This window comes from Enterobacter sp. kpr-6 (assembly GCF_900116015.1).
GTDB lineage: Bacteria > Pseudomonadota > Gammaproteobacteria > Enterobacterales > Enterobacteriaceae > Enterobacter_D.
In genome coordinates, this window is the sequence record NZ_FOYH01000003.1 from 259,123 (window position 1) to 275,549 (window position 16,427).

The following is a 16,427-nucleotide window of genomic DNA, read 5'->3' on the forward strand; positions in this document are numbered from 1 at the left end:
GCTATAACTTAATTAACCCCCTCAGGGACGACCATTGTGGGAATAAGTAAGGATGCACTGCTGTGTGTACTCTGGAGCCTGGCGGATGTCGGCAGGCTCTGTTTTTTTGATTAGCCCGCACATTATACTCCCGCTTTTAATCAATACCCTTCCATTTAATTTCCCAGACAAACGTTTCGATGGCGATTTTACGCTATTTTAATCTCATTATTTCTTCCGTTTTAAATTGTTATATTCTCCGTTTATTACTCCATTTCGGGGTATAGAGCATAAAGGATTAGCGTGATAAATTAGCGGCACACCGCGACTCACGTGAAAGCACGTAAAAGGACACCCATGCTGACTCTCCTCGAAGATAAAATCACCACCCCTCTTGGCCCACTGTGGGTGCTCTGCGATGAGCAATACCGCCTGCGCGCCGTAGAATGGGAAGAACACAGCGACCGCATGGAGCAGCTTCTGGCGATCCATTACCGCACGACGGGTTACCAGCGCATCAGCGCCACTAATCCGGGCGGATTGAGTCAAAAACTGCGCGATTATTTCGATGGCGATCTGGGCGTGATTGAGGATTTACCCACGGAGACTGCCGGTACGCCTTTCCAGCGCGAAGTATGGAAAATGTTGCGTAGCATTCCCTGTGGTCAGGTGATGTTTTATGGCCAGCTTGCCGGAGCGCTCAATCGCGCGGGTGCCGCGCGGGCTGTCGGGGCGGCCAACGGATCCAATCCGGTGAGTATCGTGGTGCCGTGCCATCGGGTGATCGGCAGCAACGGTTTGCTCACCGGTTACGCGGGCGGCGTCGCCCGTAAAGAGTGGTTGCTGCGTCACGAAGGCTATTTTTTATTGTGAGAAAACAGGCCCTTTTGTGCGTTTCCAGTAACGATTAGCCTAAAAATCCGCATTGTCATTGTGGAATATCAATAAGTTAGAAAATCTCTGTGCCCGAAGTTTCCAATAATCCCGGTTTGGGTCTATGGCAGGCTTACACGTTAAGCAAAAAGATGTTAAAATTGACCAATATCAATTATGGCCTGAGTGAACCTATGATCCCGGAAAAGCGAATTATACGACGCATTCAATCTGGCGGTTGCGCTATCCACTGCCAGGATTGCAGTATCAGCCAGCTTTGCATCCCGTTTACCCTGAATGAGCATGAGCTTGATCAGCTTGATAACATCATCGAGCGTAAAAAGCCGATTCAGAAAGGTCAGACGCTGTTTAAAGCGGGGGATGAGCTGAAATCGCTCTACGCTATCCGTTCAGGCACTATCAAAAGCTACACCATCACTGAACAGGGTGACGAGCAAATTACCGGTTTCCATCTGGCCGGCGATCTGGTCGGTTTCGACGCTATCGGCACGGGCCATCACCCGAGCTTCGCACAGGCGCTTGAAACATCCATGGTCTGCGAAATCCCGTTTGAAACTCTCGACGATCTCTCTGGCAAAATGCCTAATCTGCGCCAGCAAATGATGCGTCTGATGAGCGGCGAGATCAAAGGCGACCAGGACATGATCCTGCTGCTGTCGAAGAAAAACGCGGAAGAGCGTCTGGCGGCGTTTATTTATAACCTGTCGCGTCGTTTTGCTCAGCGTGGTTTCTCTCCGCGTGAGTTCCGTTTAACCATGACGCGCGGCGACATCGGTAACTATCTTGGTCTGACTGTTGAGACGATCAGCCGTCTGCTCGGTCGTTTCCAGAAAAGCGGTATGCTGGCGGTGAAAGGCAAATATATCACTATCGAAAATGGTGATGCGTTGTCGGTGCTGGCCGGGCACTCCCGCAACGTTGCCTGATTATTCCCTCCTGTTTTAAGACCTTTGCCGGACGACAAATTTTTCTGATTTGTTGATCTGGCAGAGGTTCTCCCCTGTTTCATTCTTCGCATATGGGTTATCTTTTAGTTACAGACTGTGGTGACAGATGTAAGGAGACCCTGTATGGCCAAATATCAAAATATGCTGGTCGCTATCGATCCTAATCAGGACGATCAACCCGCCTTGCGACGCGCTGTTTATTTGCATCAACGGATTGGTGGCCGAATCAAAGCCTTTCTGCCGATCTATGATTTTTCTTATGAGATGACTACCCTTCTCTCCCCGGACGAGCGTACAGCGATGCGTCAGGGCGTAATCAGCCAACGGAGCGCATGGATCCGCGAGCAGGCACAGTTCTACATCGATTCAGGTGTGCCCATCGACATCAAAGTGGTCTGGCACAACCGTCCTTTCGAAGCCATCATCCAGGAAGTTTTAGCCGACAAGCACGATTTAGTGCTGAAGATGACCCACCAGCACGACAAGCTGGAATCTGTGATTTTCACGCCGACCGACTGGCATCTGCTGCGTAAGTGTCCCTGCCCGGTGTGGATGGTAAAAGACCAGCCGTGGCCGGAAGGCGGCAAAGCGCTGGTGGCGGTGAATCTTGCGAGCGAAGAGCCGTATCACAATGCGCTCAATGACAAGCTGGTCAAAGAAACCATTCATCTTGCTGAACAGGTTAACCACACTGAAGTGCATCTGGTCGGCGCGTATCCGGTGACGCCGATTAACATTGCGATTGAACTGCCGGAGTTTGACCCGAGCGTTTATAACGACGCGATTCGCGGCCAGCACCTACTCGCCATGAAGACGCTGCGCCAGAAATATGGCATCGATGAAAAACGCACTCACGTCGAGAAAGGTCTGCCTGAAGAGGTGATCCCCGACCTCGCCGAGCATTTACAGGCAGGGGTTGTGGTATTAGGCACCGTTGGACGCACGGGCATCTCCGCCGCGTTCCTCGGTAATACCGCAGAACAGGTTATCGACCATTTGCGCTGCGATTTGCTGGTGCTCAAACCCGATCAGTTTCAGACACCCGTTGAACTCGACGACGAAGATGATTAACCGCCGTCCATAAAAAAAGCCGCTCTCTGAGCGGCTTTTTCATTTCACATCACGCTTACAGTGCTTTCAGAATCGCATCCACGCTGGCTTTGGCATCACCAAACAGCATATGGGTGTTCTCTTTAAAGAACAGCGGGTTCTGCACCCCGGCATAGCCGGTATTCATGGAACGTTTGAAGACAATCACGTTCTGCGCTTTCCACACTTCCAGCACTGGCATACCGGCAATCGGACTCTTCGGATCGTCGAGCGCCGCCGGGTTAACGGTGTCGTTCGCACCGATGACCAGCACCGTGTCGGTGTCGCTGAAATCGTCATTGATCTCATCCATTTCCAGCACGATGTCGTACGGCACTTTCGCTTCCGCCAGCAGTACGTTCATGTGACCCGGCAAACGCCCGGCAACAGGGTGGATACCAAAGCGCACTTTGATGCCACGCGCGCGCAGCTTCTCCGTGATATCCGCTACCGGATACTGCGCCTGTGCCACCGCCATCCCATAGCCTGGGGTGATAATGACCGAGTGCGAATTTTTCAGCATATCGGCAGTCTCTTCAGCGCTGATTTCACGGTGCTCGCCCACTTCTTCATCGCTGCCCGTGGAGGAGCCGTCAGTACCAAAGCCGCCAGCAATCACGCTGAAAAAGGAGCGGTTCATCGCCTTACACATGATGTAAGAGAGGATCGCACCGCTCGAGCCCACCAGCGCACCGGTGACGATCAGCAGGTCGTTGCTGAGCATAAAGCCCGCCGCCGCCGCTGCCCAACCGGAATAGGAGTTCAGCATCGACACCACCACCGGCATATCTGCACCGCCGATAGAGGCCACCAGATGCCAGCCGAAGGCCAGCGCGATAACGGTCATCACCAGCAGCGCCAGTACCTGAACGCCCACGCTTTCGGTACGCACAAACATCAACAGCAGCAGGAAAGAAACCACCAGCGCCGCCAGGTTCATTTTATGGCGATTCGGCAGCATCAGCGGTTTAGACGAGATCTTACCGCGCAGTTTACCGAAGGCTACAACCGACCCGGTAAAGGTCACGGCACCGATAAAGATCCCAAGGAACACTTCCGTCAGGTGAATATTCACCAGCACCGGTTCCATGCCCACATCGTGATGCAGATAGCTGTTGAAGCCCACCAGCACCGCCGCCAGACCGACGAAGCTGTGCAGAATTGCCACCAGCTCCGGCATTTCAGTCATCTCGACCTTTTTCGCCAGGTGAATACCAATCGCGCCACCAATCACCATGGCGACAATGATCCACACCACGTTGCCGGTATCCGGCCCGAAGATGGTCGCGATTAACGCAATCGCCATACCCGCGACGCCGAAGCGGTTACCCATCTGCGAGGTTTCATGTTTTGACAACCCGGCCAGACTGAAAATAAACAGGATCGCGGCAACAATGTATGCAGCTGTAACTAATCCTCCAGACATATGTTACCCCTTAGTTCTTCCGGAACATTTTCAGCATGCGCTGAGTGACGGTGAAACCACCAAAAATATTAATACTGGCGATCAGTACCGCAATGAAGCTCAGGAAACTGACCCAACCGCCGTGCCCAATTTGCAGTAACGCGCCGACCACGATGATCCCTGAAATCGCGTTGGTAACGGACATCAGCGGGGTATGCAGCGCGTGCGACACATTCCAGACCACGTAGTAGCCCACCACACAGGCGAGCGCGAAAACGGTAAAGTGGCCGAGGAACTCTTTCGGTGCCACATCTGCCAGCCAGCCGAAGAGGATAATGGCCAGTGCCATTAGCGCGTATTTACGCCATGGAGAAGCCGGGGCTGCCGGTTCGACAGGCTCCGGGGCCGCTTTCGCAGCCGCCTGAGGCTGAGCGGAAACCTGAATCGGCGGAGCCGGCCAGGTGACTTCGCCGTCACGGATCACGGTAACACCGCGCACCACGACATCGTCAAAATCCACCACCACATTGCCATCTTTCTCTTTGCACAGAAGTTTGAGCAGATTGACGAGGTTGGTGCCATAAAGCTGCGAGGACTGCGTTGGCAGGCGGCCCGGTAAATCGGTGTAGCCGATCACTTTCACGCCGTTCGGGGTGGTCACTACTTCATTGGCGACGGTGTATTCACAGTTGCCGCCGTTTTGTGCGGCCAGATCGACAATCACACTGCCCGGCTGCATGGAATCGACCATTTCGCGGGTAATCAGTGTTGGCGCTGGTTTGCCGGGGATTAGCGCCGTTGTGACGATGATATCGACCTCTTTTGCCTGCGCGGCGAAGAGTTCCATTTCGGCTTTGATAAAGGCCGGTGACATCACTTTGGCATAGCCATCGCCGCTGCCCGCTTCCTCTTCAAAATCGAGTTCGAGGAATTCAGCGCCCATACTTTGCACTTGTTCTTTGACTTCCGGGCGGGTGTCGAAAGCACGGACAATCGCCCCGAGGCTGTTTGCCGCGCCGATGGCAGCAAGCCCGGCGACACCTGCGCCAATCACCATCACTTTCGCCGGTGGCACTTTACCGGCGGCGGTGATTTGCCCGGTAAAGAAGCGACCAAATTCATGAGCGGCTTCAACGATAGCGCGATAACCGGCGATGTTAGCCATTGAGCTTAAGGCGTCCAGCGACTGCGCACGCGAAATACGCGGTACGGAGTCCATCGCCATAATGGTGACATTGCGCGCCGCCAGTTTCTCCAGCAGCGCTGCATTCTGCGCGGGCCAGATAAAGCTGATTAATGTGGTCCCTGGATTTAATAACGCGATTTCGTCGTCATCCGGTGCATTCACCTTGAGGATCACGTCAGATTGCCAGACGTCATTCCCGGTGACGACGTCTGCGCCAGCATGGGTAAACGCCTCGTCATCGAAACTTGCCAGCTTGCCTGCGCCGCTCTCAACGGCGACGGTGAAACCCAATTTCAGCAGTTGCTCAACCGTTTTCGGCGTGGCAGCAACGCGGGTTTCATTGGCCAACCGTTCTTTTGGTATACCAATACGCATAGTTTTCCCTTCCATCGGTTTTAGATGATGGTTTGTCAGTTTCCCCAATGCTTCTGTGCGCCACTCATTAAGGCCGCGCACTGTAAACGCTGGAAAAATAAAACAGTAACAAACTTTCTATAACCTACTGAAAATTACGCCTGTGATCTACCGTGGCAAATCAGTATTTCTGATTTAATTGCGGAAAATTAAGTAACCGCACGCGCTAATAGTGATATTTGCCTTAAATCCTGGCAGACACCCGATATTCCGCCGCAGCCCGGAGTCAAAACATGATATAGCGCCTGATGAGATCATTAATTTAACAAGCAATTAACTTATAAAAGTCATAACGTTTATCGGTTTAGCGGGTCAAGCGTCTGTTTTTTCAACATATCACCCTTTGTTATCGTACCTTTCACTACCGGTAGCACAGTGAGCAAAAAATGACGCAGACAGTTACAACGTTTAAATGCAATAATCAGCAGCGATTTAGTCAACCTCATTACCAGTATCTGGTTTGCGCAAGGCGAAGGATTATTTTTATGAAGCTTAAGAACACCCTCCTGGCGTCAGCACTCCTTTCTGCGACTGCTCTGTCTGTAAATGCAGCGACAGAATTGACGCCGGAGCAAGCGGCAGCGGTAAAACCCTTTGAACGTATTACGCTCACGGGTCGCTTTAATGCTATTAGCGATGTCGTGAACGCCGTTTCATCCCGTGCCGATAAAGCCGGTGCCGATGCATTTTACGTGGTGGATACCGCCGACCACGGCAACAGCGGCAACTCCCGCGTTGTGGCCGACCTGTATAAATCCGATGCGCCGAAAGCCGATGCACCAACCAATCGTGTGATTAACGGCGTCAAAGAACTGACCAAAAGCCAGGCCGTTGAACTTGAGCCGTTTGATACCGTGACCGTGCGTGGTTTCTACCGCAGCCAGCCGGAAGCAAACAGCGCCATCACCAAAGAAGCCAAAGCTAAAAACGCTGACGCTTTCTATATTGTGCGCCAGGTTGATGCTAACGGCGGCGGCAACCAGATCATCACCGCTTACGTCTATAAAGCTGATGCGAAAAAACGCGTGCTGCAAAGCCCGGATGCGGTGCCAGCTGACTCCGAAGCGGGCCGCGCGCTGATCGCCAAAGGCGGTGAAGAAGCGAAGAAAGTTGAAATCCCAGGCGTGGCGACCAGCTCCGCACCAAGCGCCTCCGTAGGCCGTTTCTTTGAAACCCAGTCATCAAAAGGTGGTCGTTACACTGTCACGCTGCCGGACGGGACGAAAGTAGAAGAAGTGAATAAAATCACCGCTGCGCAGATGGTTCCTTTCGACAGCGTGAAGTTCACCGGCAACTACGGCAACATGACGGAGATCTCCTATCAGGTTGCGAAGCGTGCTGCCAAAAAAGGCGCGAAGTACTACCACGTTACCCGCCAGTGGCAGGAACGCGGTGGCAACATCACCATCAGCGCCGATTTGTACAAGTAATCAGCTCCTTTCAGGGCGGCATCAGCCGCCTTTTTTATTTTTTTGTTCTTTTATGCCATACATCATTGCATGCGCTTCCTTCACTCCGTAAAATCCCGCGCCTCAGTGTGATCCACCATTTTTATGCGCTCAGGCGAAATAATTATTCTGGATTGATCGATTTCATAACAGGATGCCAATGGAAAAGAAACTTGGCCTAAGCGCATTAACTGCGCTCGTTTTGAGTTCAATGTTGGGTGCGGGCGTATTCAGCCTGCCGCAGAATATGGCCGAAGTCGCCAGCCCCGCCGCATTATTAATTGGCTGGGCGATCACCGGGGCCGGGATTTTATTGCTCGCCTTCGCCATGCTCTTGCTCACACGTCTGCGCCCGGATTTAGACGGCGGGATCTTCACCTATGCCCGCGAAGGGTTTGGTGAGCTGATCGGCTTCTGCTCGGCGTGGGGCTACTGGCTTTGCGCGGTTATCGCCAACGTCTCTTATCTGGTTATCGTCTTTGCAGCGTTAAGTTTCTTTACCGACACCCCTGAACTGCGCCTGTTTGGTGATGGCAATACCTGGCAATCTATCGTCGGAGCCTCCTGCCTGCTGTGGATCGTTCACGCCCTGGTATTACGCGGCGTACAGACGGCGGCGAGCATTAACCTTGTCGCGACGCTGGCAAAACTGGTGCCGCTGGGTCTGTTTATCGCCCTTGCTGCGCTGGCCTTTAATCTCGATAAATTCAGCCTCGATTTCACCGGCCTTGATTTAGGCGTTCCCGTCTGGGAGCAGGTGAAAAACACCATGCTCATTACCCTGTGGGTATTTATCGGCGTGGAAGGCGCGGTGGTGGTGTCTGCCCGCGCACGTAACAAGCACGATGTCGGCCGGGCAACGCTGCTGGCTGTCATGGCCGCGCTGACGGTCTATCTGCTGGTCACCCTGCTGTCGCTGGGCGTTGTCTCCCGTCCTGAACTGGCGCAAATGCGCAACCCGTCAATGGCGGGCCTGATGGTGCAGATGATGGGTTCATGGGGTGAAGTGATTATCGCCGCCGGGCTGATTGTCTCGGTCTGCGGGGCCTATCTGAGCTGGACGATTATGGCGGCGGAAGTGCCGCTGCTGGCGGCGAATTACAAAGCCTTCCCGCGGATCTTTTCCCGACAGAACAAAAACAGCGCGCCATCGGCTTCGCTGTGGCTGACCAATGCCAGCGTGCAGGTCTGTCTGGTGCTGATCTGGCTCACAGGTTCAGATTACAATACGCTGTTAACCATCGCTTCAGAGATGATTCTGGTACCCTATTTCCTCGTCGGTGCCTATCTTGTGAAGATTGCCTCTCGTCCTTTACACCGGGCAGTCGGCATCGGTGCCTGTCTGTATGGTCTGTGGCTGCTCTACGCTTCCGGCCCCATGCATTTACTGCTGTCGGTGGTGCTGTATGCGCCTGGCCTGCTGGTCTTTATGTACGCACGCCGCACGCATCAGGACAATACGCTGCTGCGCTTTAATGAAAAGTTGTTAATTGTTTGTCTGCTTGTCGCCGCAATTCCGGCAATGTGGATGTTGGTGGGGTAACGATGTTCCCCATCGCCTGAAGGCTTAAGGAGATAACGATGGATAATACCCAGCACCACCCTATTCTGATCACTGGCGGAGGCCGACGCATCGGCCTCGCGCTCGCTCATCATTTTATTAATCAGCACCAGCCGGTCCTGGTTAGCTACCGCACCCGTTACCCGGCAATTGACGGATTAGAAGCGGCCGGCGGCGTCTGCATTCAGGCGGATTTCAGCACCGACGAAGGTATTTTAGCGTTTGCCGATGAGGTGAAATCCCGCACCAAAGGGCTGCGCGGCATTATTCATAACGCCAGTAGCTGGATGGCGGAAAAGCCTGGATCTTCGCTCCCGGAGATGCTGAGGATCATGTTGCAGGTACACGTTCACGCCCCCTACCTGCTTAATCACGCGCTGGAAAGTTTATTGCGTGGTCAGGGCCATGCCGCCGCCGACATTATTCATTTTACGGATTACGTGGTGGAACGCGGCAGCGATAAACATATCGCTTACGCGGCGAGTAAAGCGGCGCTGGATAATATGACGCGCTCCTTTGCCCGCAAACTGGCCCCGGAGGTAAAAGTCAATGCCATTGCCCCGTCGATGATTTTATTTAACGAAGAAGATGACGCTGAGTATCGCCACAAGGCGCTGAATAAATCGCTGATGAAAATCGCGCCGGGTGAAAAAGAGATGATCGATCTGGTCGATTATCTGCTCACCAGTTGCTACGTGACAGGCCGCAGCTACGCCGTTGATGGCGGGCGTCCGCTGCGTTAATGCCAGCGGCTCCAGCAGTAAATTATTACCCAGGCGCTGAGGCTCCAGCACACCACCGCCCCGCCCAGCGCCAAAGGTAATTTCAAAAAGCCGGTGAAATACCACAGCGAAAGCAAATAAAGAAAGTAGGGAATGATCGACCACATGCCAAACACGATGGTGGTGCGCAGCGCGTCCATCCCGCGCTCTGTGGCGACGATGTAATGCGCAAGCAGCGCAAAGGTCGGAAATAACGGGATCAGCCCGGCGATATAGTAATTTTTTGTTCGTGATAACAGCGCAATCAATACCACCACCAGCGCACCCAGCGCCGCTTTAAACACCAGTCCCATGAATATGCCTTAACACTTCCTCAACAATAATGCGCAGCATAACGGAAGCGCTGTCGTTTATGAAAGATTAATGGAAGGTTGCCGTCAGGCGGTGTATGTTGGCGCTTTTGGCTACTGCATAAGTTATATGAATAAGATCGTTTATGTTGAAGACGACCCGGACGTCGGCGAGCTGATCGCAAAATACCTTGGTAAACACGATATTGAGGTGATTGTTGAGCCACGCGGCGACTGCGCGCAGGACGTCATTTTGCGCGAAAACCCGGAACTGGTGCTACTGGATATCATGCTGCCCGGCAAAGACGGCATGACACTATGCCGCGATCTGCGCGGGCAATTTCAGGGCCCTATTGTGCTGCTGACCTCGCTTGACAGCGACATGAACCATATCCTGTCCCTGGAAATGGGGGCCAGCGATTACATCCTTAAAACCACCCCGCCCGCCGTGCTGCTTGCCCGCCTGCGACTGCATTTGCGCCAGCGCGCCGGAAGTACGACGCTCCAGAATACTCCGCTAACCCCACACAACACCCTGCGCTTCGGCACGCTTTCTATCGATCCGGTGAATCGTCAGGTAATGCTGGCCCAGACGGAGATCACCCTCTCCACCGCTGATTTTGATTTGCTTTGGGAGCTGGCGACCCATGCGGGGCAGATTATGGATCGGGATGCGCTGCTGAAAAATTTACGCGGCGTGAGCTACGACGGTCTGGATCGCAGCGTGGACGTGGCCATTTCCCGGCTGCGCAAAAAACTGCTGGATAATGCCACCGAACCTTACCGCATTAAGACCGTGCGTAATAAAGGCTATTTGTTCGCGCCCCACGCGTGGGAATCGCCGGTGTCATTATGAAAAAGCTGTTCGTCCAGTTCTATTTGCTGCTGTTTGTCTGTTTTCTGGTGATGACCATGCTGGTCGGGCTGGTCTATAAATTCACCGCAGAGCGCGCGGGCCGCCAGTCGCTTGACGACCTGATGAAAAGCTCGCTGTATTTAATTCGCAGCGAGCTGCGCGAGATCCCGCCCCATAAGTGGAGCAAGACGCTCAAAGAGATGGATTTGAATCTGTCATTTGATATGCGTATTGAGCCGCTGAATAAATTCGACCTTGATGCCTCCACCGCCGAACGGCTGCGCAAAGGCGACATCGTGGCCCTGGATGAGGAATACACCTTTATCCAGCGTATTCCGCGCAGCAACTATGTGCTGGCGGTTGGTCCGGTGCCCTATCTGTTTTATCTGCATGAAATGCGCATTCTGGACATTATGCTGCTGGTGTTTATCGCCATTTCCCTCGCCTTCCCGGTATTTATCTGGATGCGCCCGCACTGGCAGGAGATGCTGAGAATTGAATCCGCCGCGCTGCGTTTTGGCGACGGGCATCTTACCGAGCGCATTCATTTTGACAGCGGTTCCAGTTTTGAGCGCCTCGGCGTGGCGTTTAACCAGATGGCCGACAATATCAACACGCTGATTGCCAGTAAAAAGCAGCTGATCGACGGAATAGCCCATGAACTGCGTACCCCGCTGGTGCGATTACGCTATCGGCTGGAGATGAGCGATAACCTCGCTGACAGCGAACGGCAGATGCTCAATCGTGATATCGGCCAACTGGAAGGGCTGATTGAAGAACTGCTGACTTACGCCCGCCTCGACCGCCCGCAAAATGAATTACGGCTGACACTGCCCGATCTCCCGGCATGGCTGGCAGGACTGATGGCGGATGTGCGTGCGCTCAACCCACAGCGCCAGATCGTATTGAACGCCGATGACGGTGCCGAATATGGCGCACTGGATATCCGCCTGATGGAGCGGGTGCTGGATAACCTGGTGAACAATGCGCTGCGCTACAGCGAGAATCAGGTTGCGGTGACGCTGAAACGCGAAGGCGCAGACGCCCTGCTTATGGTGGAAGATGACGGGCCAGGCATCGCGCCGGAAGAACGCGTGCGGGTGTTTGAACCTTTTGTTCGTCTCGATCCCAGCCGTGACCGTGCCACCGGCGGCTGCGGTCTGGGGCTGGCGATTGTGCACTCTATCGCGCTGGCGATGGGTGGCGAAGTAAGCTGCGACGCCAGCCGGACAGGTGGCGCGCAGTTTTGCTTCCGCTGGCCGGTAGTGCAGCAACTCCCTGCCCCGGTGTGAACTGGCTTGCCCGGTGGCCTGGCGCTCACCGGGCCTGCAAAGCTGACCCTGTCGACCTGGCCTGCGTGCGTCACCTGTGTTATACCTTGAGTATGTTGTAACTATGGAGGCGCTAATGGCCAGTTATGATCTTATTGAACGCTTCACCACCACGTTTCGCCAGCTTGAGCACGAACTGGCCGCGCTGAAAGAGGAAGTAACCGCCTGCCGTCTGCTGGCCGGGCGCGTGTTCGAACTCCCCGAAGTGCCGAAAGGCCGCGAGCACGATGAGTTAACGCTTATTGAGGTGAAGCAGCACATCGGCAAGCAGGCGGCAGAACGGGCACTTCGCCACTTCACCCATCTTTTTATCCAGCAGCAGTCGGAAAACCGCAGCAGCAAAGCGGCGGTGCGTTTGCCCGGCGTGATTTGCCTTGAGGTCACGGATGAGATTCGTGAAGCGCTGGAATCGCGGATTAACACCATCAATACGCTGAAAACAACCTTCGAGCGCATTATCACGGTCGAGTCTGGCCTGCCCTCTGCCGCCCGTTTTGAGTGGGTGCACCGCCATCTGCCGGGGTTGATCACGCTTAACGCCTACCGCACAATCACCACCCTTCGCAACCCGGCCACGCTGCGCTTCGGTTGGGCGAATAAACATATCATCAAAAATCTGACCCGCGACGAGGTGCTGGCGCAACTGGAAAAAAGCCTGAAATCGCCCCGTTCGGTCGCGCCCTGGACGCGCGAGCAGTGGCACGCCCGCGTAACTCAGGAATACAACGATATTGCCGCCCTGCCGCAAAAGGCGCGGCTGAAGATTAAACGCCCGGTGAAGGTCCAGCCGATTGCCCGCGTGTGGTATTCCGGCTCCCAGAAACAGGTGCAGCACGCCTGTCCTGGGCCGCTGGTGGCGCTGATTTCTGCCGGGCACGGCGCAAACGTGCCGGATATTGGTGAGTTACTGAATTACGATGCGGAGAATATCCAGCATCGTTATAAACCGCAGGCGCAGCCGCTGACCCTGATGATCCCGCGACTGCACCTGTATCTGGCGGATTAGCGCTCGGTGGTCATGCTGCCGACCATGGTTTCCGGGCGCACCCAGCGGTCAAACTCCTCGTCGGTGAGATAACCCAGCGCCAGGGCTGAGGCTTTCAGCGTCAGCCCTTCTTTATGCGCTTTTTTGGCAATCTCCGCCGCTTTGTCGTAACCAATATGGGTATTGAGCGCCGTCACCAGCATCAGCGACTCGTTCAGTAGCTGATCGATGCGCTCACGATTTGGCTCAATGCCCGTCGCGCAATGCTCGTTGAAGCTCTCCATCCCGTCCGCCAGCAGTCGCACTGATTGCAGGAAGTTATGGATCACCATCGGACGGTAGACGTTCAGTTCGAAGTTACCGGACGCGCCGCCCATATTGATCGCCACATCATTGCCCATCACCTGACAGCAGAGCATGGTCATCGCTTCACACTGCGTCGGGTTCACTTTGCCCGGCATGATGGAACTGCCCGGCTCATTTTCAGGGATCGCGATTTCCCCGATCCCACAGCGCGGGCCGGATGCCAGCCAGCGCACGTCGTTGGCGATTTTCATCAGCGACGCCGCCAGTCCTTTCAGGGCCCCGTGGGTATGCACCAGCGCATCACAGGTGGCGAGCGCTTCGAATTTATTGGGGGCGGTGACAAACGGCTGCCCGGTGATCTGCGCCAGTTCCGCCGCCACGCGATGCGCATATTCAGGATGGGTGTTCAGCCCGGTCCCCACCGCCGTTCCGCCCAGCGCCAGCTCGCACAGATGCGGCAGACTCTGCTCGATGTGCTTAACGTTATGTTCCAGCATCGCCACCCAGCCGGAGATCTCCTGCCCCAGCGTCAGCGGCGTGGCGTCCTGCAAATGGGTGCGACCAATTTTGACGATGTCCGCAAAGGCGCGGGATTTTTCCCGCAGCGTGGTTTTCAGCTCGTTCAGTTCGGGGATCAGATGCTCTTCCACTGCCATGATCGCCGCCACGTGCATGGCGGTCGGGAAGACGTCATTGGAGCTCTGGCTTTTGTTCACGTCGTCGTTGGGGTGCACTTTACGCGCCATGCCCCGTTCGCCGCCGAGCAACTCACTAGCACGATTGGCCAGCACTTCGTTCATGTTCATGTTGCTCTGGGTGCCCGAACCGGTCTGCCAGACCGCCAGCGGGAACTCGTCCGGGTGCTTGCCCGCCAGCACTTCATCTGCCGCCGCGATGATTGCCTGCGCTTTTTCAGCGGAGAGCAGATCCAAATCCTGATTCACTTTTGCGGCCGCGCGCTTGGTTAACGCCAGCGCCCGGATAAGCGAGAGCGGCATTTTTTCGGTTGAGATGCGGAAATGCTCCAGCGAGCGCTGCGTTTGCGCGCCCCAGAGTTTATCTGCCGGGACGTCGATTGCGCCCATCGAGTCTTTCTCACTGCGATGCGAAGTCATACTTTCTCCTTGAAGTGGGTGTACCAAAGATGTCGACAGTGCTCACCTGCAAACGCAGTGTTAAGTATTAACGATGTTTTGGGGTTATAAGAAATTGATGCAAAAAAACCGCCCCGAAGGGCGGCTTAAGATTATTTGACGCAGCGCGCGCAGGCGGAGGACTGGATCTGTGAGAAGAAGTCGTTACCTTTGTCGTCCACCAGAATAAAGGCCGGGAAATCTTCCACTTCGATTTTCCAGATCGCTTCCATGCCCAGTTCCGGGTATTCCACGCACTCCAGGCTCTTGATGCTGCTTTGCGCCAGTACCGCTGCCGGGCCGCCGATGCTGCCTAAATAGAAGCCGCCGTGTTTATGGCAGGCGTCAGTGACCTGTTTGCTGCGGTTGCCCTTCGCCAGCATGATCATACTGCCGCCCTGCGACTGTAGCTGATCGACGTAGGAATCCATGCGCCCGGCGGTGGTCGGGCCGAGCGAACCGGAGGCGTACCCTTCCGGCGTTTTGGCGGGGCCTGCGTAATAGATCGGATGATCCTTCACGTACTGCGGCAAACCTTCGCCGCTGTCCATGCGCTCTTTCAGTTTGGCATGGGCGATGTCGCGCGCCACGATAATGGTCCCGGAGAGCGACAGGCGCGTGGAGACCGGGTACTGCGAAAGCTGCTGCAAAATCTCCGCCATCGGGCGATCGAGGTTAACCTTCACGGCTTCCCCTTCTCCGGCCTGGCGCAGCGCGGGCGGAATGTATTTCCCTGGATTGTTTTCCAGCTTCTCAATCCACACGCCGTCACGGTTGATTTTGGCTTTGATGTTGCGGTCAGCCGAGCACGAGACGCCCATCCCCACCGGGCAGGACGCGCCGTGACGAGGCAGACGCACCACGCGAATGTCGTGGGCGAAATATTTGCCGCCAAACTGCGCGCCCAGGCCCAGATCCTGAGCGGCACGCAGCAGTTCTTCTTCAAGCTGGATATCGCGGAACGCCTGGCCGTGCTCGTTCCCGACGGTGGGCAGCTCGTCATAGTATTTAGTTGAAGCCAGTTTTACGGTTTTCAGCGTCGCTTCCGCAGACGTCCCGCCGATCACAAACGCGATGTGGTAAGGCGGACAGGCCGCCGTTCCCAGGGTACGCATTTTATCGACCAGATAATCCTTCAGACGCCCCGGCGTCAGCAGCGCTTTGGTTTCCTGATAGAGATAGGTTTTGTTCGCCGAACCGCCGCCTTTGGCGATGCACAGGAATTTGTATTCGTCGCCATCCACGCTGTAAAGGTCGATTTGCGCCGGCAGGTTGGTGCCGGTATTCACTTCTTTATACATATCCAGTGCCGCGTTTTGCGAATAGCGCAGGTTATCTTCGATATAGGTGTTATAGACGCCTCTGGCGAGCGCGGCTTCATCGCCGCCGCCGGTCCAGACGCGCTGGCCTTTCTTGCCCATGATGATGGCGGTGCCGGTATCCTGGCAGGTCGGTAAAATCCCCTTCGCGGCGATTTCGGAATTGCGCAGGAATTGCAGGGCAACATATTTGTCGTTCTCGCTGGCCTCCGGGTCAGCCAGAATATCCGCCACCTGTTGCTGGTGCGCCGGGCGCAGCATAAAGGAAGCGTCATGGAATGCGTGTTGTGCCAGCAGCGTCAGCGCCTGCGGATCGACTTTGAGGATGCTCTGACCCTCAAATTCGCTGACGGAAACATGATCGCGGCTCAGGAGGTAGTATTCGGTCTGGTCTTTATTAAGCGGGAAGGGATCCTGGTACTGGAAAGGTTTGTTCGACATAGCGCTCTCACTCACTGCTCAGAAAGTTGCGTCCGGGCAACAGTCCATTGCCCTGTTTTAT

At 55.0% G+C, this 16,427-nt stretch carries 14 protein-coding genes; 9 read left to right on the forward strand and 5 right to left on the reverse strand.

Going from position 1 to position 16,427, the window contains the following annotated elements:
* Positions 1–336: 336 nt before the first annotated feature.
* From ogt to uspE, 3 genes are all read left to right on the forward strand, one after another.
* A complete protein-coding gene (gene ogt / locus BM373_RS10200; RefSeq protein ID WP_090461327.1) occupies positions 337–852 on the forward strand; it encodes a methylated-DNA--[protein]-cysteine S-methyltransferase in 516 nt (171 codons plus the stop codon).
* 194 nt (positions 853–1,046) lie between these two features.
* Entirely contained in the window at positions 1,047–1,799 is a 753-nt protein-coding gene (gene fnr, locus BM373_RS10205; protein WP_143102652.1) for a fumarate/nitrate reduction transcriptional regulator Fnr, read from the forward strand.
* A gap of 144 nt (positions 1,800–1,943) precedes the next feature.
* The gene (uspE, locus tag BM373_RS10210; protein WP_090461329.1) at positions 1,944–2,891 is read left to right on the forward strand and encodes a universal stress protein UspE; all 948 of its coding nucleotides are present in this window, start codon (positions 1,944–1,946) and stop codon (positions 2,889–2,891) included.
* Positions 2,892–2,946: 55 nt separating this feature from the next.
* On the opposite strand, the gene pntB is transcribed toward uspE, so the two are convergent.
* Both pntB and pntA read right to left on the reverse strand, forming a co-directional pair.
* On the reverse strand, positions 2,947–4,335 hold the full coding sequence (gene pntB, locus BM373_RS10215; protein ID WP_090461330.1) for a Re/Si-specific NAD(P)(+) transhydrogenase subunit beta: 1,389 nt from the start codon (positions 4,333–4,335) through the stop codon (positions 2,947–2,949).
* Positions 4,336–4,345: 10 nt separating this feature from the next.
* On the reverse strand, positions 4,346–5,875 hold the full coding sequence (pntA, locus tag BM373_RS10220; RefSeq protein ID WP_090461331.1) for a Re/Si-specific NAD(P)(+) transhydrogenase subunit alpha: 1,530 nt from the start codon (positions 5,873–5,875) through the stop codon (positions 4,346–4,348).
* A 524-nt stretch (positions 5,876–6,399) separates the two neighbouring features.
* Between pntA and ydgH the strand changes: the two genes are divergently transcribed.
* The 3 genes from ydgH (at position 6,400) to folM (ending at position 9,666) form a co-directional block, all read left to right on the forward strand.
* On the forward strand, positions 6,400–7,344 hold the full coding sequence (ydgH, locus tag BM373_RS10225) for a DUF1471 family protein YdgH (RefSeq protein ID WP_090461332.1): 945 nt from the start codon (positions 6,400–6,402) through the stop codon (positions 7,342–7,344).
* 178 nt (positions 7,345–7,522) lie between these two features.
* Positions 7,523–8,905 (forward strand): amino acid permease, encoded by a 1,383-nt coding sequence (locus BM373_RS10235; RefSeq protein WP_090461334.1) that lies wholly within the window; start codon positions 7,523–7,525, stop codon positions 8,903–8,905.
* A 38-nt stretch (positions 8,906–8,943) separates the two neighbouring features.
* Positions 8,944–9,666, forward strand: coding sequence for a dihydromonapterin reductase (folM, locus tag BM373_RS10240; protein ID WP_090461335.1), 723 nt, complete (start codon positions 8,944–8,946; stop codon positions 9,664–9,666).
* Here the strand turns inward: folM and BM373_RS10245 are convergent.
* Complete coding sequence (locus tag BM373_RS10245) at positions 9,663–9,998, reverse strand: GlpM family protein (RefSeq protein WP_090461336.1); 336 nt, start codon at positions 9,996–9,998, stop codon at positions 9,663–9,665. The genes folM and BM373_RS10245 overlap by 4 nt on opposite strands.
* Positions 9,999–10,125: 127 nt before the next feature.
* Here BM373_RS10245 and rstA point away from each other — a divergent pair, with 127 nt between their 5' ends.
* From rstA to tus, 3 genes are all read left to right on the forward strand, one after another.
* Positions 10,126–10,851 (forward strand): two-component system response regulator RstA, encoded by a 726-nt coding sequence (gene rstA / locus BM373_RS10250; protein WP_090461612.1) that lies wholly within the window; start codon positions 10,126–10,128, stop codon positions 10,849–10,851.
* Positions 10,848–12,143 (forward strand): two-component system sensor histidine kinase RstB, encoded by a 1,296-nt coding sequence (rstB, locus tag BM373_RS10255; RefSeq protein ID WP_090461337.1) that lies wholly within the window; start codon positions 10,848–10,850, stop codon positions 12,141–12,143. The genes rstA and rstB overlap by 4 nt, the downstream gene beginning before the upstream one ends.
* A gap of 115 nt (positions 12,144–12,258) precedes the next feature.
* Complete coding sequence (gene tus, locus BM373_RS10260; RefSeq protein WP_090461338.1) at positions 12,259–13,188, forward strand: DNA replication terminus site-binding protein; 930 nt, start codon at positions 12,259–12,261, stop codon at positions 13,186–13,188.
* Here tus and fumC read toward each other — a convergent pair.
* A complete protein-coding gene (gene fumC / locus BM373_RS10265) occupies positions 13,185–14,588 on the reverse strand; it encodes a class II fumarate hydratase (RefSeq protein ID WP_090461339.1) in 1,404 nt (467 codons plus the stop codon). The two genes, tus and fumC, sit on opposite strands and share 4 nt — an antisense overlap.
* A gap of 131 nt (positions 14,589–14,719) precedes the next feature.
* Complete coding sequence (gene fumA / locus BM373_RS10270; RefSeq protein ID WP_090461340.1) at positions 14,720–16,366, reverse strand: class I fumarate hydratase FumA; 1,647 nt, start codon at positions 16,364–16,366, stop codon at positions 14,720–14,722.
* Positions 16,367–16,427 lie beyond the last annotated feature (61 nt).

What these genes read in the sequence shown, in the direction of transcription:
- ydgH (WP_090461332.1), top strand. Translation starts at nt 6,400, where the DNA reads ATGAAGCTTAAGAACACCCTCCTGGCGTCAGCACTCCTTTCTGCGACT.
- fumA (WP_090461340.1), bottom strand. Translation starts at nt 16,366, where the DNA reads ATGTCGAACAAACCTTTCCAGTACCAGGATCCCTTCCCGCTTAATAAA.
- pntA (WP_090461331.1), bottom strand. Translation starts at nt 5,875, where the DNA reads ATGCGTATTGGTATACCAAAAGAACGGTTGGCCAATGAAACCCGCGTT.
- fnr (WP_143102652.1), top strand. Translation starts at nt 1,047, where the DNA reads ATGATCCCGGAAAAGCGAATTATACGACGCATTCAATCTGGCGGTTGC.
- fumC (WP_090461339.1), bottom strand. Translation starts at nt 14,588, where the DNA reads ATGACTTCGCATCGCAGTGAGAAAGACTCGATGGGCGCAATCGACGTC.
- uspE (WP_090461329.1), top strand. Translation starts at nt 1,944, where the DNA reads ATGGCCAAATATCAAAATATGCTGGTCGCTATCGATCCTAATCAGGAC.
- rstB (WP_090461337.1), top strand. Translation starts at nt 10,848, where the DNA reads ATGAAAAAGCTGTTCGTCCAGTTCTATTTGCTGCTGTTTGTCTGTTTT.
- BM373_RS10245 (WP_090461336.1), bottom strand. Translation starts at nt 9,998, where the DNA reads ATGGGACTGGTGTTTAAAGCGGCGCTGGGTGCGCTGGTGGTGGTATTG.
- BM373_RS10235 (WP_090461334.1), top strand. Translation starts at nt 7,523, where the DNA reads ATGGAAAAGAAACTTGGCCTAAGCGCATTAACTGCGCTCGTTTTGAGT.
- tus (WP_090461338.1), top strand. Translation starts at nt 12,259, where the DNA reads ATGGCCAGTTATGATCTTATTGAACGCTTCACCACCACGTTTCGCCAG.
- ogt (WP_090461327.1), top strand. Translation starts at nt 337, where the DNA reads ATGCTGACTCTCCTCGAAGATAAAATCACCACCCCTCTTGGCCCACTG.
- rstA (WP_090461612.1), top strand. Translation starts at nt 10,126, where the DNA reads ATGAATAAGATCGTTTATGTTGAAGACGACCCGGACGTCGGCGAGCTG.
- pntB (WP_090461330.1), bottom strand. Translation starts at nt 4,335, where the DNA reads ATGTCTGGAGGATTAGTTACAGCTGCATACATTGTTGCCGCGATCCTG.
- folM (WP_090461335.1), top strand. Translation starts at nt 8,944, where the DNA reads ATGGATAATACCCAGCACCACCCTATTCTGATCACTGGCGGAGGCCGA.